This is a genomic window from Pseudomonas sp. ANT_J12, assembly GCF_008370045.1.
Lineage (GTDB): Bacteria > Pseudomonadota > Gammaproteobacteria > Pseudomonadales > Pseudomonadaceae > Aquipseudomonas.
Genome location: NZ_VOBN01000005.1, coordinates 46,444 through 66,218, shown reverse-complemented (window position 1 = coordinate 66,218; position 19,775 = coordinate 46,444). Strand labels below are relative to the sequence as shown.

Annotated in this window: 17 protein-coding genes; 10 read left to right on the top strand and 7 right to left on the bottom strand. The window is 61.4% G+C overall.

Annotated features, from left to right (window positions below):
* Positions 1-326 precede the first annotated feature (326 nt).
* The 9 genes from FQ192_RS13310 (at position 327) to FQ192_RS13265 (ending at position 9,772) form a co-directional block, all read left to right on the top strand.
* Positions 327-1,091, top strand: coding sequence for a hypothetical protein (locus FQ192_RS13310; protein WP_149659023.1), 765 nt, complete (start codon positions 327-329; stop codon positions 1,089-1,091).
* 450 nt (positions 1,092-1,541) lie between these two features.
* Positions 1,542-2,783, top strand: a complete 1,242-nt coding sequence (locus FQ192_RS13300; RefSeq protein ID WP_149659022.1) for an SfnB family sulfur acquisition oxidoreductase — start codon at positions 1,542-1,544, stop codon at positions 2,781-2,783.
* A gap of 38 nt (positions 2,784-2,821) precedes the next feature.
* The gene (locus FQ192_RS13295) at positions 2,822-4,015 is read left to right on the top strand and encodes an SfnB family sulfur acquisition oxidoreductase (protein ID WP_149659021.1); all 1,194 of its coding nucleotides are present in this window, start codon (positions 2,822-2,824) and stop codon (positions 4,013-4,015) included.
* Positions 4,015-5,382: an LLM class flavin-dependent oxidoreductase gene (locus FQ192_RS13290; protein WP_149659020.1), complete on the top strand. Its 1,368-nt coding sequence runs from the start codon at positions 4,015-4,017 to the stop codon at positions 5,380-5,382. Before FQ192_RS13295 ends, FQ192_RS13290 begins: the two co-directional genes overlap by 1 nt.
* 156 nt (positions 5,383-5,538) lie before the next feature.
* Positions 5,539-6,348, top strand: coding sequence for a MetQ/NlpA family ABC transporter substrate-binding protein (locus FQ192_RS13285; RefSeq protein WP_149659019.1), 810 nt, complete (start codon positions 5,539-5,541; stop codon positions 6,346-6,348).
* A 2-nt stretch (positions 6,349-6,350) separates the two neighbouring features.
* Positions 6,351-7,472 (top strand): methionine ABC transporter ATP-binding protein, encoded by a 1,122-nt coding sequence (locus FQ192_RS13280; protein ID WP_149659018.1) that lies wholly within the window; start codon positions 6,351-6,353, stop codon positions 7,470-7,472.
* Positions 7,462-8,106 carry a methionine ABC transporter permease gene (locus FQ192_RS13275; RefSeq protein ID WP_133840084.1) on the top strand — a complete coding sequence of 215 codons (645 nt, stop codon included), beginning with the start codon at positions 7,462-7,464 and terminating at the stop codon, positions 8,104-8,106. The genes FQ192_RS13280 and FQ192_RS13275 overlap by 11 nt, the downstream gene beginning before the upstream one ends.
* Before the next feature lie 539 nt (positions 8,107-8,645).
* The gene (locus FQ192_RS13270) at positions 8,646-8,990 is read left to right on the top strand and encodes a DUF6124 family protein (RefSeq protein WP_149659017.1); all 345 of its coding nucleotides are present in this window, start codon (positions 8,646-8,648) and stop codon (positions 8,988-8,990) included.
* A gap of 152 nt (positions 8,991-9,142) precedes the next feature.
* Complete coding sequence (locus FQ192_RS13265; protein WP_149659016.1) at positions 9,143-9,772, top strand: bifunctional 2-polyprenyl-6-hydroxyphenol methylase/3-demethylubiquinol 3-O-methyltransferase UbiG; 630 nt, start codon at positions 9,143-9,145, stop codon at positions 9,770-9,772.
* Between the two features lie 108 nt (positions 9,773-9,880).
* Here FQ192_RS13265 and FQ192_RS13255 read toward each other — a convergent pair whose 3' ends face one another.
* The 3 genes from FQ192_RS13255 to FQ192_RS13245 are packed head-to-tail and all read right to left on the bottom strand — an operon-like array spanning position 9,881 to position 15,098.
* Positions 9,881-12,934, bottom strand: coding sequence for an efflux RND transporter permease subunit (locus FQ192_RS13255; RefSeq protein WP_149659014.1), 3,054 nt, complete (start codon positions 12,932-12,934; stop codon positions 9,881-9,883).
* Positions 12,931-13,998 (bottom strand): efflux RND transporter periplasmic adaptor subunit, encoded by a 1,068-nt coding sequence (locus FQ192_RS13250; protein WP_149659013.1) that lies wholly within the window; start codon positions 13,996-13,998, stop codon positions 12,931-12,933. Before FQ192_RS13250 ends, FQ192_RS13255 begins: the two co-directional genes overlap by 4 nt.
* The gene (locus tag FQ192_RS13245; protein WP_149659012.1) at positions 13,995-15,098 is read right to left on the bottom strand and encodes an efflux RND transporter periplasmic adaptor subunit; all 1,104 of its coding nucleotides are present in this window, start codon (positions 15,096-15,098) and stop codon (positions 13,995-13,997) included. Before FQ192_RS13245 ends, FQ192_RS13250 begins: the two co-directional genes overlap by 4 nt.
* Before the next feature lie 328 nt (positions 15,099-15,426).
* Here FQ192_RS13245 and FQ192_RS13235 point away from each other — a divergent pair, with 328 nt between their 5' ends.
* Positions 15,427-16,587: an AAA family ATPase gene (locus FQ192_RS13235; protein ID WP_149659010.1), complete on the top strand. Its 1,161-nt coding sequence runs from the start codon at positions 15,427-15,429 to the stop codon at positions 16,585-16,587.
* A 180-nt stretch (positions 16,588-16,767) separates the two neighbouring features.
* Here FQ192_RS13235 and FQ192_RS13230 read toward each other — a convergent pair whose 3' ends face one another.
* Genes FQ192_RS13230 through FQ192_RS13215 form a run of 4 tightly spaced genes read right to left on the bottom strand, consistent with a single transcriptional unit; the run spans position 16,768 to position 19,730 of the window.
* Entirely contained in the window at positions 16,768-17,649 is an 882-nt protein-coding gene (locus FQ192_RS13230) for a transporter substrate-binding domain-containing protein (protein ID WP_149659009.1), read from the bottom strand.
* Positions 17,646-18,428, bottom strand: a complete 783-nt coding sequence (locus FQ192_RS13225) for an amino acid ABC transporter ATP-binding protein (protein ID WP_149659008.1) — start codon at positions 18,426-18,428, stop codon at positions 17,646-17,648. Before FQ192_RS13225 ends, FQ192_RS13230 begins: the two co-directional genes overlap by 4 nt.
* Positions 18,425-19,084: an amino acid ABC transporter permease gene (locus tag FQ192_RS13220; RefSeq protein WP_149659007.1), complete on the bottom strand. Its 660-nt coding sequence runs from the start codon at positions 19,082-19,084 to the stop codon at positions 18,425-18,427. The genes FQ192_RS13225 and FQ192_RS13220 overlap by 4 nt, the downstream gene beginning before the upstream one ends.
* Positions 19,065-19,730 (bottom strand): amino acid ABC transporter permease, encoded by a 666-nt coding sequence (locus FQ192_RS13215; RefSeq protein ID WP_149659006.1) that lies wholly within the window; start codon positions 19,728-19,730, stop codon positions 19,065-19,067. The genes FQ192_RS13220 and FQ192_RS13215 overlap by 20 nt, the downstream gene beginning before the upstream one ends.
* Positions 19,731-19,775 lie beyond the last annotated feature (45 nt).

The following is a 19,775-nucleotide window of genomic DNA, read 5'->3' as shown; positions in this document are numbered from 1 at the left end:
GCCTAAAATTCGCCATTAACCCAAACCACCCGGCTCAACGGGTCTGCGTACCCGACGGGTCAAACCGGGAGAAAACGTGGGTAAAGTTCGACAGCACGCTGCAGCTTATTAACTGCACCGTGTAGGAAATTTCTGAATAACACTGAATCCATCATCCAACTAACAAACTCTATTGACACCTATTCCGGCGCGCTCTTATCTAGTCTGCAACAGACGCCAATTATCCCGACGCATTCGTTATCACTACGAACTTTTTGTTGCCCGGTAATTCACGCCTATTGAACTTCCAGAAACGGACTTCGCTGCAAGGCTTCAAGGAGAGAACCATGACAAGCACCTCGAACAAACCCGAACTTGCGGCCCCGACCCTGGCGCAATCCCACAGGAGTGGCATCAACATCACCTCGGCCGCCCACTTGCTGATCGCTGTAGCGCCCTACCCCGGGATGGACGAAGGCGATCTGATCGAACTGTACTGGGACGACTGCTACGTGGCTTCAAAAGCCCTGATCGTCGACGACGTCAATCAGACCGTGCAACTGCGCGTGCCCGAGAGCTTTGTCGTCAATGGCACCTCCCACGTCCACTACCGCGTCATGCAGGTCGGGCAGGACCCGGCGCTGTCGCTGACCACGCGGTTGCAGATCAAACTCGATTGCCCCGGCGGCCAGGCGCCCGCGGTGTCCGGTGACGAAAACCAGGGGCTGGCCCCGGTCAACCTCCCCGATACCATTCGCCGTCACGGGGTCAACCCGAACCAGATCAAACGCGGTGTGCCGCTGACCATCGAGCCCTACCTGAACATGGCCGTCGACGACGAAATCACCCTGCAGTGGGGCGATGTGCGCATGGACCTGCCCAAGCTCAAGGCCGGGGATATTGGCCAGCCGATCCAGGTCTGGGTGCCGCCGGCGATCATTCTTGAAGCCGGCGAAGACCTGAGGCTGGAAGTGACCTACTGCATCCTCGACCGGGTCGGCAATAACTCGCGCTGGGCGCCGCCGCGAATGCTCAGGATCGGCTGCGCCAATCCCTACCTGAAAGTGGCGTTGAAAGAAGAACTCAAAGCCGCAGAACCCCGCAAGAAGTGAAGCCACCGTTGTGGCTGGAGGGCTTTTGTGGCGAGGGGGCTTGCCCCCGTTGGGGCGCGAAGCGCCCCCAAATCTACAACTGCGATTTATCTATTAATCGCGGTGACGGGGTTGGCGACTGCTGCGCAGTCGAACGGGGGCAAGCCCCCTCGCCACAGCAAGCCCCCTCCCACAGGAGCCCCTCTCCACCCCAGCCCACGCGTCGACTGTTGCTCCACAAACAACTGTTGCCCCACGGACAGACGCCCTTCTATGCATATTCCCAAAAGTTAGTTTATTAATTTTTTATACACGCTTAGGGTATATACACCGGACCACCGGACATTCTTGTTTTTCGCTCGCCGCCACCCTCGCGGCGTTTTTCATGAGATGTGAGGTAGGTATGGTCCGGAACACAATCACCCCAGTGCAGATCGCCAGGGCATTGCGTGCAGCCAAGGAGCGGCACTGATGTCCAGTCTGGCAGAAGCCACTATCCAGAGTGACCTGGATATCGCCCCCCTGTTGTTGCCCGCGCAGGTTTTGCGCAACGACGCACAAGCCATCAAGGCCGCCCATGAGCTGGCGCAAGTCGCCCGCCTGCAAGCCGCCAAACGTGACCAGCAGCGCAAGCTGCCGTGGTCGGAAATCGAACAGTTCACCCGCAGCGGCCTGGGCAGCATTGCCATACCGCGCGAGTACGGTGGCCCGCAGGTTTCGTTCGTCACCATTGCCGATGTGTTCGCGATCATTTCCGCGGCCGATCCGGCACTCGGGCAGATCCCCCAGAACCAGTTCGGCATCCTGAATCTGGTGCTTGGCAGCGCCACGCAAGCGCAGAAAAAGCAGTTGTTCAAAAGCGTGCTCGAAGGCTGGCGCATCGGTAATGCCGGGCCGGAACGCGGCACCAAAAACACCCTCGAACTCAAGGCGCGGATCACGGCGGATGGTGACGGTTTTGTCATCAGCGGCCAGAAGTTCTACTCCACCGGCGCGCTGTTCGCCCACTGGGTCGCGGTCAAGGCCTTGAACGATGACGGCAAGCAAGTGCTGGCCTTCGTCCGCCGTGGTACGCCGGGCCTGCGCATCGTCGATGACTGGTCCGGTTTCGGCCAGCGCACCACCGCCAGCGGCACCATTTTGCTCAACAACGTGCGGGTCGACGCCGAGCTGGTGGTGGATAACTGGAAGATCAACGACAGCCCGAACATCCAGGGCGCCGTGTCGCAATTGATTCAAGCGGCCATCGACGCCGGCATCGCCCGTGGCGCCATCGACGACGCCATCGAATTCGTCAAAACCCGCGCCCGCCCATGGATCGACGCCAAGGTCGAACGGGCCAGCGATGACCTGTATGTGATCGCCGACATCGGCAAACTGAAAATCGAACTGCACGCCGCCGAAGCGCTGCTGCGCAAAGCCGGGCAAGTGCTTGATCAAGTCAACGCTGCGCCGCTCACCGCCGAATCCGCCGCCCGCGCTTCGATTGCCGTGGCCGAAGCCAAAGTGCTGACCACCGAGATCTCGTTGCTGGCCAGCGAAAAGCTCTTCGAACTGGCCGGCAGCCGCGCCACCCTCGCCGAATTCAACCTCGACCGTCACTGGCGCAACGCCCGCGTGCACACCTTGCACGACCCCGTTCGCTGGAAGTACCACGCTGTCGGCGCTTATCACCTGAACGGCACGCTACCCGCTCGTCACTCCTGGATCTAACGACCAGAACACTTTTGACCAGATCTCTGGAGAAACACATGACTCTTTCTCACCACGTCGCGGTCATAACCAGCGATGAGCAAGCCCTGATCGTCGCCAGTGACCTGGCCGACGACTTCAAACGCGACAGCGCCCTGCGCGACCGCGAACGCCGTTTGCCACACCCGGAACTCGAAGTGTTTTCCCGCTCGGGCCTCTGGGGCATCAGCGTGCCAAAAGAATACGGCGGGGCTGGCGTGTCCAACGTCACCCTGGCCAAGGTCATTGCCTTGATTGCCCAGGCTGACGGCTCCCTCGGGCAAATCCCGCAGAACCATTTCTACGCCCTCGAAGTGCTGCGGGTGAATGGCAGCGAAGACCAGAAAAAGCGCCTGTACGCCGAAGTCCTGGCCGGCCAGCGTTTCGGCAATGCCCTGGCCGAACTCGGCACCAAAACCGCCCATGACCGCGTCACCAGCCTCAAACGCGACGATGATGGCTACCGCATCAACGGTCGCAAGTTCTACGCCACCGGCGCGATCTACGCCCAGCGCATCCCGACTTCGGTGGTGGATGAACACGGCGTGCAGCAACTCGCCTTCGTGCCGCGTGACAGCAAAGGCCTGACGGTGATCGACGACTGGAGCGGCTTCGGCCAGCGCACCACCGGCAGCGGTTCGGTGGTGTTTGAAGACGTGTACGTCGCCGCCGAAGACGTGATCCCGTTCCAAAGCGCTTTCGAACGCCCGACCACCGTCGGCCCGCTGGCGCAGATCCTTCACGCCGCCATCGACACCGGCATCGCTCGCGCCGCTTACGAAGATGCCCTGCACTTCGTGCGCACCAAGACCCGGCCGTGGATCGACGCCACCCATGAAAAAGCCGTCGACGACCCGCTGACCATCAAGAGCTTCGGCCATTTGGCGATTCGCCTGCACGCCACCGAAGCCTTGCTCGAACGCTCCGGCGAATTTCTCGACAAGGCCCAGGCCGAGATGAACGCCGAGACCGTCGCCGCTGCCTCGATTGCCGTTGCCGAAGCCCGGGCCATCAGCACCGAAATCTCCCTCGCCGCCGGCAGCACGCTGTTCGAACTCGCCGGCAGCCAGGCGACCCTGATCGAACACGGTCTGGATCGGCACTGGCGCAACGCTCGGGTGCACACCCTGCACGACCCGGTGCGCTGGAAGTATCACGCGGTAGGCAATTACTACCTCAACGATGAAAACCCGCCGCTGCGGGGGACCCTCTGATGGCCGACGCGAAGAAAAAGATCCTGCTCAACGCGTTCAACATGAACTGCATCGGGCACATCAACCATGGCTTGTGGACCCATCCACGGGACACGTCCACCCAGTACAAAACCATCGAATACTGGACCGAACTGGCGCAACTGCTGGAGCGCGGACTGTTCGACGGCTTGTTCATCGCCGACATCGTCGGCGTGTATGACGTCTATCAAAACTCGGTGGACGTGCCGCTGAAAGAGTCGATCCAGCTGCCGGTCAACGATCCGTTGCTGCTGGTCTCGGCCATGGCCGCCGTGACAAAAAACCTCGGCTTCGGCCTCACCGCCAACCTGACCTACGAACCGCCGTATCTGTTCGCCCGGCGCATGTCGACCCTCGACCATTTGAGTCGCGGTCGCGTCGGCTGGAACATCGTCACCGGCTACCTCGACAGCGCCGCCAAGGCCATGGGCCTGAGCGAACAGGTCGAGCACGACCGCCGCTACGACCAGGCCGATGAATACCTGGAGGTGCTCTACAAACTCTGGGAAGGCAGTTGGGAGGACGGCGCGGTGCTCAACGATCCCAAGCAACGGATCTACGCCCAACCGGAGAAAGTGCACAAGGTCGAGCACAAGGGCGAGTTCTATCAGGTCGAGGGTTATCACCTCTGCGAACCGTCGCCACAACGCACGCCGGTGCTGTTTCAGGCCGGCAGTTCGGATCGCGGCTTGCTGTTCGCCGGGCGTCACGCCGAGTGCGTGTTCATCAGCGGCCAGAACAAACCGTCGACCAAAGTCCAGGTGGACAAGGTCCGCGCCAGCGCGGTCGAGGCCGGGCGCAATCCCGAGGACATCAAGGTGTTCATGGGTTTGAACGTGATCGTCGGCGCCACCGAGGAGCTTGCCTGGAAGAAGCACGCCGAGTACCTGAGCTACGCCAGCGCCGAGGCCGGTGTCGCGCATTTTTCGGCGTCCACGGCGATCGATTTTTCCCAGTACGAAATCGACGAGCCGATCCAGTACGTGAAAAGCAACGCGATCCAGTCGGCGACCAAGAACCTGCAAAACAACGACTGGACCCGGCGCAAATTGCTCGAACAACACGCCCTGGGTGGCCGCTACATCACCGTGGTGGGTTCGCCTGAGCAAGTGGCGGATGAACTGGAATCCTGGATCGCCGAAACCGGGCTGGATGGCTTCAACCTGACGCGGATTGTCACGCCGGAAAGCTATGTGGATTTCATCGATCTGGTGATCCCGGAGTTGCAGCGTCGTGGGTCGTACAAAACCGCCTACGACAGCGGCAGCCTGCGCGAGAAGCTGTTTCACGGTGAGGCGCACTTGCCGGAGCAACACACCGGCGCCCACTACCGACACAAACCCCTGTAACCGATACCTGATCGTTCCCACGCTCCGCGTGGGAATGCAGCCAGTGACGCTCTGCGTCACAGCCGCAGGGACGCAGAGCGTCCATTGAGGCATTCCCACGCGGAGCGTGGGAACGATCTATCCACAAACTTCAATGCCCTGACTGGAATAACCATCATGACCAAGCACTACCTCTCTCACCCAGTCAAAGCACTGGCCCTGGCCCTCGGCCTCTTCAGCTCGGCGGTGTTCGCCGCCGACGCGCCGCTGAAAGTCGGCACCACCGCCGCGTTCGCCATCCCGCTGGAAGCCGCCGTCGAAGAGGCCTCCAAGCAAGGCCTGAAAGTCGAACTCGTCGAGTTCAGTGACTGGATCGCCCCGAACGTCAGCCTCGCCGCCGGCGACATCGACGTGAATTACTTCCAGCACATCCCGTTCCTGGAAAACGCCAAGGCCGCCGCCGGGTTTGACCTGGTGCCGTTCGCGCCGGGGATCATCAACAACGTCGGCCTCTACTCGAAGAAATACAAAAGCTTCGACGAGCTGCCAGAGGGCGCCAGCGTGGCCATCGCCAACGACCCGATCAACAGCGGGCGCGGCCTGCAACTGCTGGCCAAGGCGGGCCTGATCACCCTCAAGCCGGGCGTGGGCTACAAGGCCACCGAAGAAGACATCATCGCCAACCCGAAGAAAATCAAAATCCTCCAGGTTGAAGCCGTGCAACTGGTTCGCGCCTACGACGACGCTGATCTGGTCCAGGGCTACCCGGCCTACATCCGCCTGTCGAAGACCTTCGATGCCGGCTCGGCGTTGCTGTTCGACGGCCTCGATCACAAGGAATACGTGATCCAGTTCGTGATCCAGCCGAAAAGTAAAACCGACCCACGCCTGATCAAATTCGTCGACATCTACCAGCACTCGCCCGCCGTTCGTGCAGCGCTGGATAAAGCCCACGGCAAGCTCTATCAAGCCGGCTGGGAAAGCTAAGCATGACGGCCGCGATCCAACGGCGACTGGAGATTCCAGAGCCCCAGAAAGCCGAACACACCGAACTGCACCCGGACCTTAACCGCGCCCACGTGCGCTTCATCGGCCTGGGCAAAACCTACAACGGCCAGCAAGGCCCGGTGGCGGCGTTGCACGGCATCGACCTGGCGATTCAGCGCGGTGAGGTGTTCGGCATCATCGGCCGCAGCGGCGCCGGCAAGTCGTCGCTGATCCGCACGATCAATCGCCTGGAACAGCCGAGCACCGGGCGGGTATTGATCGATCAAGTGGACATCGGCGACTTCGATGAAGACCGCTTGGTGGCGCTGCGTCGGCGGATCGGCATGATCTTCCAGCACTTCAATCTGATGTCGGCCAAGACGGTTTGGCAGAACGTTGAGTTGCCGCTGAAAGTGGCCGGTGTGCCCAAGGACAAGCGCGAGAAAAAGGTCCGCGAACTGCTGGAACTGGTGGGCCTGCAAGAGAAGCACAAGGCCTACCCGGCGCAGCTTTCCGGCGGGCAGAAGCAGCGCGTAGGCATCGCCCGCGCATTGGTGCATGACCCGGAAATCCTGCTGTGTGACGAAGCGACTTCGGCGCTGGATCCGGAGACCACCCAGTCGATCCTCGGCCTGTTGCGCGAGATCAATCGGCGCCTGGGTTTGACCATCGTGCTGATCACCCACGAGATGGCGGTGATCCGCGATATCTGCGACCGGGTCGTGGTGCTTGAGCACGGACGTGTCGTCGAGCAAGGGCCGGTGTGGGAAGTCTTCGGCAACCCGCAGCACGAGGTCAGCAAGACCTTGCTCGCGCCGCTGCAACACGCGTTGCCGGAGGAATTGCAGAGTCGCCTACAGGCACAGCCGCAATCCTCGGACGCCGCGGTGGTGCTGCGTTTGCAATTCACCGGCAGCGCCACCGACGAACCGGACCTGGCGGCATTGTTCGCCGCCCTCGGTGGCCGCGTAAGGTTGCTTCAGGGCGGCGTGGAACGGATTCAGGGGCATGCGCTGGGGCAATTGCTGTTGGCGGTAGCTGGTTCGTCCCTGGGCGCCGAGGCACTGCGTCAGCGCGCCGGCCACTGGGCGCAACAGGTGGAGGTGCTGGGTTATGTGGTTTGATCGCTTGCTGCAGGGCTTTATCGACACGTTTTTGATGGTCGGTGTCTCATCGCTCATCGCGCTGCTGGCGGGGATTCCGATGGCCGTGATTCTGGTCACCAGCGACAAGGGCGGCATCTACCAGGCGCCCGTGCTGAACCGTGTACTGGGGGCGTTCGTGAACCTGTTCCGCTCGATTCCGTTTTTGATTCTGATGGTGGCGCTGATCCCGTTCACGCGGCTGATTGTCGGCACCACTTACGGTGTCTGGGCGGCGGTCGTGCCGCTGACCATTGCCGCGACACCGTTCTTTGCACGCATCGCTGAAGTGAGTTTGCGCGAGGTCGATCACGGCTTGATCGAAGCGGCGCAGGCGATGGGTTGCCGGCGCTGGCATATCGTCTGGCATGTGCTGTTGCCAGAGGCGTTGCCGGGGATTGTTGGCGGTTTCACCATTACCTTGGTGACGATGATCAACTCATCCGCCATGGCCGGGGCGATTGGTGCTGGTGGGCTGGGGGACATTGCGTATCGGTACGGGTATCAGCGCTTTGACAGCCAGATCATGTTGACGGTGATTGTGTTGTTGGTGGTGTTGGTGGCGATTATTCAGCTGGGCGGGGATCGGTTGGCGCGGGGCCTCAACAAACGCTGACTGCTTGTGCAACTGCAGAGCTTTTGTGGCGAGGGAGCTTGCTCCCGCTCGATTGCGCAGCAATCGCAAAACCTGCTGACCTGTTTTGCCTGACACACCTCTTTGAATGGCTGGGGCTGCTTCGCAGCCCAACGGGGGTAAACCCCCTCGCCACAAAAGCTCGTCTGCCGTAAGTCATCACCGATCTGTGAAGGGAAGTTTTCGTACAAGAAAATCAGAGTGCCAGCAGGCCCGTTCCCTTTCATTTGCAGGACATTTCCTAGATCATTTCGCACGCTTGCGCCTGCCAAATCCCGTGGCTAGTCTTCGGTCCGTCACTGCTTATCAGTGATCGGGTTTAGTCGCCCGGATTACCGGGCGCACAGCGCCACCTCATCTCAGGTGTTTTATCGCCTGTAATTTATGGTGGCTGTGCGCAGGGCACCCTCGGGTGCGCCGGTATTGCCTGGTGACCGGTCGACTAACCTGCGCGCAGCCGCCACCTCTGTTCGTTTAGTCGCGATATCGGTCGGCTCCAATCAATATCAGGAGTTTTACCCATGAAAAGATCCGTTCCCGATCCACCCTCCAACGCACCTGAAACCGACGCCCCGCTCAGAGACCGATCCGCGCTCTATCGCGCAATCGATTTCTACCTCACTGGCGACCAGCCTTCGGCGCCCGATGAACTGCGTTTCTACAACGTCAGTGACGATGTGAGCTTTGAAGACACCCAACTCTATGTGGCTGACTTGCTGCGTTGTGCCTCAGTCACGGCGTATCAGTGTGGCGACCAACTTAAGGGGGCCGAACGCGCCATGGTGTTTTCGGTTTGGCATTTGCTGGAGATCGCCAAAGCCATGGTTGATCGTTCGATTGATTGCCTGGGGATGAAGCAGGGCTGAGTCGTCAGTGATATCGCCTTCGCGGGCAAGCCTCGCTCCTACAGTTGACCGCACTCCCCTGTAGGAGCGAGGCTTGCCCGCGAATGGCTGCGAAGCAGCCCAAAGATTGATGGCGTATATTCGGCAAATCCCCATTGCCTGCGCAGCCCGCCATGAAACAAACCACCGACGACCTCGAAAAAATCACCGCCACCACCCTGGGCCATTACAACTCCGTGGCCGAGGGCTTTCGCGAGGGGACGCGCGATCACGATGTCAGCCAGAACATCGACGCGCTGTTGCGGCACATCCAGGGTGAGGCGCCGTTCAGCATTCTCGATTTCGGCTGCGGTCCCGGCCGGGATCTACAGACCTTCACGCGCATGGGGCACATCGCTGTCGGGCTTGATGGCTCGGAGAAATTTGCGCAGATGGCCCGGGAGGACAGTGGTTGCGAGGTGTGGCAGCAGGATTTTCTGAAGCTGGATTTGCCAGCGGAACGCTTCGACGGGATCTTTGCCAACGCGGTGCTGTTTCACATCCCGCGCCAGGAATTGCCTCGGGTGTTGAAGGAGCTGTACGCCGGGTTGAAACCGGGCGGAGTGTTGTTCAGCTCCAATCCGCGCGGGGAGAATCAGGAAGGCTGGAACGGGCCGCGTTATGGCGCGTATCACGATTTGCAGGCGTGGCAGGCGTTGCTGACCGAGGCCGGGTTTGTGGAGCTGGAGCATTACTACCGGCCGGCGGGGTTGCCGCGCGAGCAACAGCCTTGGTTGGCCAGCGTTTGGCGCCGCGCCGACTGATCGTTCCCACGCTCTGCGTGGGAATGCAGCCCGTGACGCTCTGCGTCACCGCCGTAGGGACGCGGAGCGTCCCGGGCTGCATTCCCAAGCGGAGCGTGGGAACGATCATTAGGCGGACTCTTTTTTCGGCTCGCGGATTTTGTACCAGGCCACATACAGCGCCGGCAAAAACAGCAGCGTCAGCAAGGTCGCGATGATGATCCCGCCAATCATCGCGTAAGCCATCGGCCCCCAGAACACTTCCCTCGCAATCGGGATCATCCCCAGGCTCGCCGCCGCTGCCGTCAGCAGAATCGGCCGGCGACGATGTTCCGTCGCCTGCGCCACCGCGTCCCACGGTTCAAGGCCTTCCTTCTCCAACGACTCAATTTGCGTCACCAGAATCACCGAGTTGCGGATGATGATGCCGATCAGCGCCAGGATGCCGAGGATCGCCACGAAGCCCATCGGCGTGCCGGTGGGGATCAGCGCCAGCACCACGCCGATCAGCCCGAGCGGCGCGACGCTGGCCACCAGGAACAGCTTCTGCACGCTGTGCAGCTGGATCATCAGGAACGTCGCCATCAAAAACAGCATCAGCGGCACAACCTTGGCAATCGGCCCCTGGGCCTTGCCGCTTTCCTCGACGGTGCCGCCGGTGGCGACTTTGTAGCCCACCGGCAAACCGGCGGCGAAGTGGTCGATGGTCGGTTGCAGTTGTTTCACCAAATCGGTCGGCTGGATCTCGTCGCGCACCGCAGCCTTGATGGTGATCGTCGGTTTTCGATCCCGGCGCCAGACCAGCGGCTGCTCCAGCTCATACCGCACCGTGGCAAACGCCAGCAGCGGAATCGACGTACCGCTCGGCGTGACGATTTGCAGGTTTTGCAGGGTTTCCGGCGTACCGCGTTCGGCGTCTTCAGCACGACCAACCACGTTGATCAGGTAGATGTCATCGTCCACCTGAGTGATCGGCGACCCCACCACAATGCTGTTCATCAGGTTGGCCACGTCTTCCGAGGACAGCCCCAGTTGCCGCGCCTTGTCCTGGGCGATGTCGATGCGCAGGACCTTGCCCGGCTCGTTCCAGTCGTAAATGATCTCGCCGATGTGCGAGTTTTTATCCAGTTCGGTGGCCAGTTCGATCGCGTGTTTGCGCACCTGATCGATGTCCTTGCCGCTGACCCGGTACTGGATCGGCCGCCCCACCGGCGGGCCCATTTCCAGGGCCTGGACGTAGCTGCCGATGCCGACAAAGTCCTTGCGCAGCCGCTCGCGCAAGCGCTGGCTGAGCGCGGTGCGCGATTCCAGGCCTTTGCTGACGATGATCAATTGCGCGTAATACGGGTTCTGTAATTGCTGGTCGAGGGGCAGGTAGAAACGGATCGCGCCTTCGCCGATGTAGGTGCTCCAGCGCACGATGTCCGGGTCGTCCTTGAACGTCGCTTCGAGCTTGTCCACCGCCTTGCGCGTCTCGTCGATCGAGGCGTTTTGCGGCAGGTTGAGGTCGACGAGGATTTCCGGCCGGTCCGAGGACGGGAAGAACTGGTTCTGCACGAACTGCATGGAAAACACCGAGGCCACGAACAGCGCGACAGTGATGCCGATGGCCCACCAGCGGTTGCGCATGGCCCAGAACATACCGCCATTGAACGCCCGACCGATGCGACCCGGCTCGGCGGAATGCGGTTTCACATTGGTGCTGAGAATGTGCACGGCGATCACCGGGGCGAACAGCACCGCGACCACCCATGACACCAGCATCGCCACAGCGATCACCGCGAACAGGGTGAAGGTGTACTCACCGGCAGAACTCGCGTTCAAGCCAATCGGCACAAAACCGGCCACTGTCACCAACGTACCGGTGAGCATCGGGAATGCAGTCGAGGTGTAGGCGAACGTCGCCGCCTGCTCCTTGGTCTCGCCCATTTCCAGGCGCGTGACCATCATTTCCACGGTGATCATCGCGTCGTCCACCAGCAGGCCGAGGGCGATGATCAGCGCGCCGAGGGAAATCCGCTGCATGGTGATGCCGCTGTACTCCATGAAGACGAAGACCATCGCCAGCACCAGCGGTATCGAGCACGCCACCACCAGCCCGGCGCGCACGCCAAGGCTGATGAAGCTGACGATCAGCACGATCACCACCGCTTCGAACAACGCACTGGTGAAGCCGCCAACGGCTTTTTCCACCACCGCGGCCTGATCGGACACGTTGTGCACGCCGACGCCCACCGGCAAATCGGCGGTCAGGTCAGTCATGCGCTGGTGCAGGGCCTTGCCGAATTCCTGGATGTTGCCGCCCTTCTTCATCGCGATCGCCAGGCCAATGGCCGAGTGACCGTTGAAACGGAATTGCGGGGTGGCCGGGTCGACATAGCCACGGCTGATTTCAGCGATGTCGGCCAGACGATAGAAGCGGTCGTTGAGCCGCAGGTTGACGTTGGCCAGGTCTTTCTCGGACTCAAACTGGCCCGAGGTGCGCACGGAAATCCGCTCGGGACCTGCCTCGATCACACCCGCCGGGGTCACGGCGTTCTGCGATTGCAGGCTCTGCACCACCTGGCGCTGATCGATGCCGAGCGCGGCGAGTTTGCGCGTGGAGAAGTTCAGGTACAGGACTTCATCCTGCTCGCCGATCATCTCGACCTTGCCCAGCCCCGGCACATCGCGAATCGCCGCCCGCACTTGTTCCACATAGTCGCGCAACTGACGCATCGACAAGCCGTCAGCGGTAAAGGCGTACACCGAGCCGAACACATCGCCGAATTCGTCGTTGAACCCCGGCCCTTGCAGGCCCTTGGGGAAGTCGCCGCGAATGTCGTTGATCTTCTTGCGCACCTGGTACCAGATTTCCGGGATGTCCTTGGCGCTGGTGGTGTCGCGCAGGTACACGAACACGGTTGATTCACCGGGTCGGGTGTAGCTTTTCACGTAGTCGAGGGAGTCGAGTTCCTCGAGTTTTTTCTCGATGCGATCCGTGACCTGCTTGAGGGTTTCTTCCTGGGTCGCGCCGGGCCAGCGGGTCTGGATGACCATGGTTTTGATGGTGAACGAGGGGTCTTCCTCGCGGCCCAGGTTCATGTAGGAGAACACGCCCATCAGCAGCGCGACGAACATCAAATACCAGACAAACGACTGATGTTTGAGGGCCCATTCGGATAAGTTGAAACTCCCTTTCATTGCGGGCTGCCCTCATCGACTTTGACTTTCTGCCCGGGTTTCAGGCTGTTTACACCGGCAGTGACCACGCGCTCGCCGGACTTCACGCCGTCGGCCAGCACCACCGTTGAATCGGTGCGGCTGATCAGGCTCACATCCCGAGGGGAAACGGTTTGAGTCTGCGGGTCGACCACCCAGATCCGGGTTTTGCCATCGACCTCTTGCAGGGCGTTGAGCGGCAATTCAAGACGCGGTTTGATCGCGGAACTGAGGGTCACGCTGATCGCGGTGCCGAGGCGAAAGCCCGGTGGCGTGTCGGTCAGGGTCAGGCGTGCGCGACGGGTGCGGGTCGCGCTTTGGGCCTGGGGCTCGATTTCACGGATCGTCGCGGTGCTGGTGATGCTCGGGTCCAGTTGCGCGGCCACCTGAAACACCACGTCCGCCGGCAACTGATCGACCAGGGTATCGGGCAGGTCGATCACCGCTTCCTTGATGTCCGGTTGCGCCAGGGTCACGACTTGCTGGCCGGCGGTGACGACTTGCCCGGCTTCGGCATTCCACGCGGTGACGATGGCTTTGTGATCGGTGCGCAATTGCACGTAGTTGAGTTGGTCCTTGGCCTGATCCACCGAAGCCTTGGCCTGATCGAGGGACGCCTGGGTGGTTTTCAGGTCGGTCTGGGCGATGTCGAGTTGCGCCTGGGCGCCGACCCCACGATCAAACAATTCCTGCTGCCGGCGAGCGCTGGCCTGGGCGTTGATGAGCTGCGCCTGGATCCGCGCCAGATCGCCCTGGGCCGAGCGCAATTGGTTCTGCTGATCGGTGGGGTCGAGGGTCGCGAGCAAGGCGCCCTTCTCGACTTCGGCGCCGACATCGACGTTACGGCTGGCAATCCGACCCGGCACCCGAAAGCCGATATTGCTTTCGTAACGCGCCTGGATGCTGCCGGCGAAACGGCCGAGGTCTTCCTGACTCAACGCTTTGACTTCGATGGACAGCACCGGGCGCACCGGCTCCGGCGGCGGTTCTTTTTTCGAGCAGGCGACCAGTAGCAAACCGGTGGTCAACAGCATCAGGCGCTTCATTGTTCAGCTCCCGGCGCCAGATCCTTGTAGGTGTTCTCGGCGATTTCCACTTTCATTCCCGGGTGCAATAACTGGCCGCCAGCGATGATGACTTTTTCACCACCGTCCAGGCCGTCGCTGATGATGACGTTGCCCGTCAGGTAACGGCCGACGGTGACGTTGTGCAGTTGCGCCTTGCCGTCGGCGTCCACCAGCCACACGGCGGGTTCGTTGAGGTTTTTCGTTAGCGCTGACCAGGGCAATTCCACGGCGGATTTGCCCGGTGCCTTAGCCGTGGCGCTGACCACCGAGCCGAGTTGCATGCCTTCGGGCAGGCCGTTGAGGGTGACTTTGACCTGCACGGTGCCGGTCTGCGCGGACACCGCTGGCGTAATTTCCCGGACGGTGCCGGTGGTTTTGATCGCCGGGTTGTCGAGCAGGCTGACTACCACGGATTTGTCCGAGGGCGGCTCGGCCAGCAGTGATTCGTAGACGTTGAACACGGCGTCGCGTTCGCCGTCCCGGGCCAGGCTGAAGATCGGCACGGTGGCCTGCACGACCTGGCCGACTTCGGCCTGGCGCGCGGTAATCACCCCCGGCGCTTCGGAGATCAGCGAGGTGTAGCTCAGTTGTTCCCGGGCGTTGGCCAATTGCGCCTGGGCGGCGGTCAGGGCGCTTTGACTACTGCGTAGTGCAGCCTGGGCCGCATCGTATTCGCTTTGGCTGGTGTAGCCCTTGGGCAGGAGTTTTTGCTGGCGCACGAACGCGGCGGCGGTCTGCTTGACCCGGGCCTGTTCGGCGGTGACCTGGGCCTGGGCGGAATCGACGTTGGTCTGCAGGTCCTTCGGGTCAAGTTTGGCCAGTACCTGCTTGGCCGAAACCCGGTCACCTACATCGACCATGCGCTGGATGATCTTGCCGCCGACGCGGAACGACAACTCGGTCTGCACCCGGGCCTGGACGTCGCCGGTAAGGGTCACGGAAGCGGCGTAATCCGCAGGCTTGACCGCTTGCACGAAGACGCGCGGCAGGTCTTTCTCGACCGGTTTTTTATCGCCGCAGGCGGTCAGCAGGGCGAACACGCCCAGCCCCACTATTATTCTCAATCCGGTACCCGCCATGCAGACTCCTTTTCCTTGTACGAACGTGCAAGTGACGATACGACTGTGAGCTTAGAACAGGGTTCAACGGGCGTGCAGGTTTGCGCAAACCCTGGGGCCCAGTGAATAACCTGTGGCGAGGGGGCTTGCCCCCGTTCGACTGCGCAGCAGTCGCAATAGCTGCAGATGCGGTGTATCTGAGAAAACAGCGGGGCCGCTTCGCAGCCCAACGGGGGCAAGCCCCCTCGCCACAGGCAAGCCCCCTCGCCACAAAAGCTCGCTCCCACAGGGGATCTCCATGTGGCCGACAATAAGGCAAACTGGCCGCCTACACAGCAGGAAGCTCCCCATGCTCAAAACCCTCGCGGTGGCCAATTACCGCTCGATCAATAAATTGGTGATCCCGCTGGGTCGGTTGAACCTGATCACCGGCCCCAACGGCAGCGGCAAGTCCAACCTCTATCGCGCCTTGCGCCTGCTGGCGGAGACGGCCCAGGGCGGCGTGGTCAATGCGCTGGCCCGTGAGGGCGGGCTGGATTCGACGTTCTGGGCCGGGCCGGAGAACATCAGCCGGCGCATGCGTAACGGCGAAGTGCCGATCGAAGCCACCGTGCGCCAGGGCGTCAAACGCCTGCGCCTGGGGTTTGCCGGCGAAGACTTCAGCTATTCGATTGCCCTGGGTTTGCCGGCGCCGACCGAGTCTTACTTTGCCCTCGACCCGGAAATCAAAAAAGAATGCATCTGGGCCGGCGCCCTCTACCGCCCGGCGAGCCTGCTGGTGGATCGCGAAGGCCCGATGATCCGCGCCCGCGAGGGCCGCAACTGGGATGTGCTGGCCCAGCACACGCCGAATTTCGACAGCCTGTTCGATCAGGTCGGCAGTTTTCGCACCTCCCCGGAAGTCATGCACCTGCGCGAGTTCATCCGCCGTTGGCGCTTCTACGATCACTTTCGCAGCGACGCCGACGCCCCGGTGCGTCAACCGCAGTTGGGTACGCGCACGCCGGTGCTGCACCACGACGGTCGCGACCTTGCGGCAGCGTTGCAGACCATCCGCGAAATCGGTGATCCCGAAGCGTTGCAAGCCGCCATCAGCGATGCGTTCCCCGGCGCGCGCCTGAACATCGCACCGTTGCAGGGTGGACGCTTCGCCATCGAGTTTTATCAGGAAGGGTTGTTGCGGCCGTTGTCGGCGGCGGAGTTGTCGGATGGCACGCTGCGTTATCTGCTGCTGGTCGCCGCCTTGCTGACGCCTCGACCGCCAACGCTGATGGTGCTGAACGAGCCGGAAACCAGCCTGCACCCGGACCTGTTGCCGGCGTTGGCGCGGTTGATCATCCGTGCGTCCGAGCAATGTCAGGTGTGGGTGGTGTCCCATGCCCGGCGCTTGATCTCGGCGTTGCAGGAAGACCTGGAGTGCAATTGCATTGTGCTGGAGAAGACCCTGGGCCAGACCGGGATCGTAGGGCAACGGGTGCTGGATGAGCCGGCGTGGAATTGGCCGGACTAAGACCCACAGATCGTTCCCACGCTTTGTGGCGAGGGAGCTTGCTCCCGCTCGGCTGCGCAGCAGCCGTAAAACCATCGATGCGTTAACTCAGACAAATCGCATACTCAGGTCTTGGGGGTGCGGCGCACCCCAGCGGGAGCAAGCTCCCTCGCCACAGGTGGGAACGATCAGGTCAGCGAATCACCCCTGCCACTTCCCACCTTCAACAATCACGCTCTCAGGCTTGGTGTCATCGCTCAGTTCTTTACGCACGTACTGGTCGTACAGCTTGAGCAGATATTTCTCTTCACCCAACTTCGCCAACTCGGTGTTCACCCAGTCCCGCAGTTCGAGGTTGCCCTTCTTCACCGCCGGTGCAATCGGTGCTTCGGCGCCCAGGGTCTGGGCCAGCACGCGGTAGCCAGGATTCTGCTTGGCCCAGCTGAACAGCACCAGGTTGTCTTGTGCATAAGCATCGCCACGCCCATTGGCCAGGGCTTGCAGGGACTCGGAGTTTTTCTCGAACTTGAGCAGTTTCCAGTCCGGGTGATTCTTGGTCAGCCAGATATCGGCGGTGGTGCCGGTGGTCACGATGGTGGTGCGGGTCGCGAGGTCATCGAGGTTTTTCACCGAGCTGCCCTGCGGGACAAGGGCCTGCACCGCGACCTTGAGGTTCGGGTTGGTGAATTCCACCGCTTCCTTGCGCTCCGGGGTGACGGTCATGTTGGCCAGGATCAGGTCAACCTTGTCGCTTTGCAGGAACGGAATCCGGCTCGCCGGTTCAACGGCGACGAATTCGACTTTGTTCTCATCGCCCAACAGATCCTTGGCGAATTGACGGCCGATGTCGGTATCAAAACCGACGTAGCGCCCGGCCTCATCGACAAAACCGAACGGTGGCTTATCGGTGAAGACGCCGACGATCAGCTTGTCCCGGGCCTTGATTTTGTCCAGGTAGCCGGCCGGCGCGGCGCTTTCGCTGGCGACTTTCGGCTTCGGCGGTTCTTCGGTTTTGTTGCAACCGGCCAGCAGTGCGAGGCCGAGCAGCGGCAGTAAAAAGAGTGAAGACTTGGCAGTTTTCATAGCGGTTCCAGTTCCTTTGTTTGAGTCTTTTTGGGCAGGGCTTCGACGTAGGAGAATTTCTCCAGGAACTGCTGCGCTCGTGCGGTTTGCGGGTTCGTAAAGAAAAGCTCGGGAGGGTTTTGTTCGAGGATGCGCCCGGCATCCATGAACACAATGCGGTCAGCCACGGCGCGGGCAAAGGCCATTTCGTGGGTGACGATGAGCAAGGTCATGCCTTCGCGGGCCAGGCACTGAATCACTTCCAGCACTTCCTTGACCATCTCCGGGTCGAGGGCGGCGGTGACTTCATCGAACAGCATCACTTTAGGGTTCATGCACAGCGAGCGGACGATGGCGATGCGTTGCTGCTGGCCGCCGGAGAGCTGACGCGGGAAGGCGTCGCGCTTGTCCAGCAGACCGACGCGTTCGAGCAGCGCTTCTGCCTGGGCGCGGGCGTCGCGGCGATCGCGTTTCTGTACTTTGACCGGGCCGAGCAGCACGTTGTCGAGCACGTTCATGTGCGGGAACAGGTGATAACTCTGGAACACCATGCCGATCTGCTGACGCACGTCGCGCCAGTCGGTGCCCTTGTCCAGCAACTCGCGGCCGTTGAAATTCAAGCTGCCGCTGTGGGCGACTTCGAGGCCGTTGAGGCAGCGCAGCAAGGTGCTTTTGCCGCAGCCGCTGGGGCCGAGGATCACGATGACTTCGCCTGGTTTTACTTGCAGGTCGATCTCTTTGAGCACCTGCTGCTCGCCGAAAAACTTGTTAAAACCCTTGAACTCGATCAATGCGCTCATGCTTGCGTCCAGCGCCGCTCCAGCACGCGCGAGGCGGCCGAGAGCGGGTAGCAGATGAAAAAGAAAAACAGGAACAGTGCGCCGTAGATCAGCACCGATTCGTAGGTACGTTCGATGATCTGCTGGCCGACCTTGATCACGTCCACCACACCGATCAGCACCGCCAGGGAACTGGTCTTGATGATTCGGGTGTAGACGTTGATGGTCGGCGGCGTCATGCGTTTCAGCGCCTGGGGCAGCAGCACGTAGCCGTAGAGTTGCGGGCCATCCAGGCCAATCGACAACCCCGCTTCGCGCTGGCCGCGAGGCAACGACAACAACGCGCCGCGCACCACTTCGCCCACCTCGCTGGCGCCCCACAGCGACAGCACCAGCACCGCGCACCAGAAGCTCGGAATGCTCAGGCCAAAGAAAATCGGCAGGCCGAAAAACATCAGGTACAGCCAGACCAGCACCGGGATCGCGCGGAACAGTTCCAGATAGACCCGCAGGAACGCGTTCAGCCATTTCGAATTCAGCGTGCGCAGCACGCCGTAAAGCACGCCGCCGACGGTGCTGATGGCGATGCTCAGAAAGGAAATCGATAAGGTTTGCGCGGCGCCCTTGCCCAGTTGCGGCAACGACACCCACAGCAATTCAAGACCCGAACTGGCCATGCTGGAGCCTCCTTTCCAGACGGCTGAGCAGCAGCGACAGCGGCAAGAACAGCAGCACGCAAATCAGCGTCAGCACGGCGAGCATTTCGTAGGTTTTGTAGTAGAGCGCGATGTAGCTCTTGGTGGTGTAGAGAATCTCCGGCACCGCCACCGCCGAAACCACGGTGGTTTCCTTGAGCAGGAAAATGAAATTGGCGAACAGCGACGGCAGGCTGAGGATCCCGGCTTGCGGCAGGATCACGTAGCGCAGCAATTGCCCGTGGGACAGGCCGATGGAGCGGCCCGATTCCAGTTGCGCGTGCGGCACCGCATCCACACCCGCGCGCAGCACTTCCGTGAGGTACGCGCCGCCAAGGAAGGTCATGGTGATGATCGCCGCGGTAAATCCGGAAACGCGGATGCCCAGCGTTGGCAGGGCGAAGTAGACGAAGAACAGCTGAATCAACAACGGGGTGTTGCGCGCCAGTTCCACATACAACCCGACCAGGCGCTGCAAGTAAGGCGTGCGAAACACCAGGATCGTCGCGTTGATCAGCGCCACCAGCAGCGAGGTGCCGATGGCAATGAAGCCGACCTGCAGCGTCACGCCCACGGCTTTGAGAAACGCCGGCAGGGTGCTGAGGATAAAAGCGTAATCGAAGTTCATTGAACATCCTGGACGTCGCTCGGTAAGCGACGGTGGTGCAGTCCA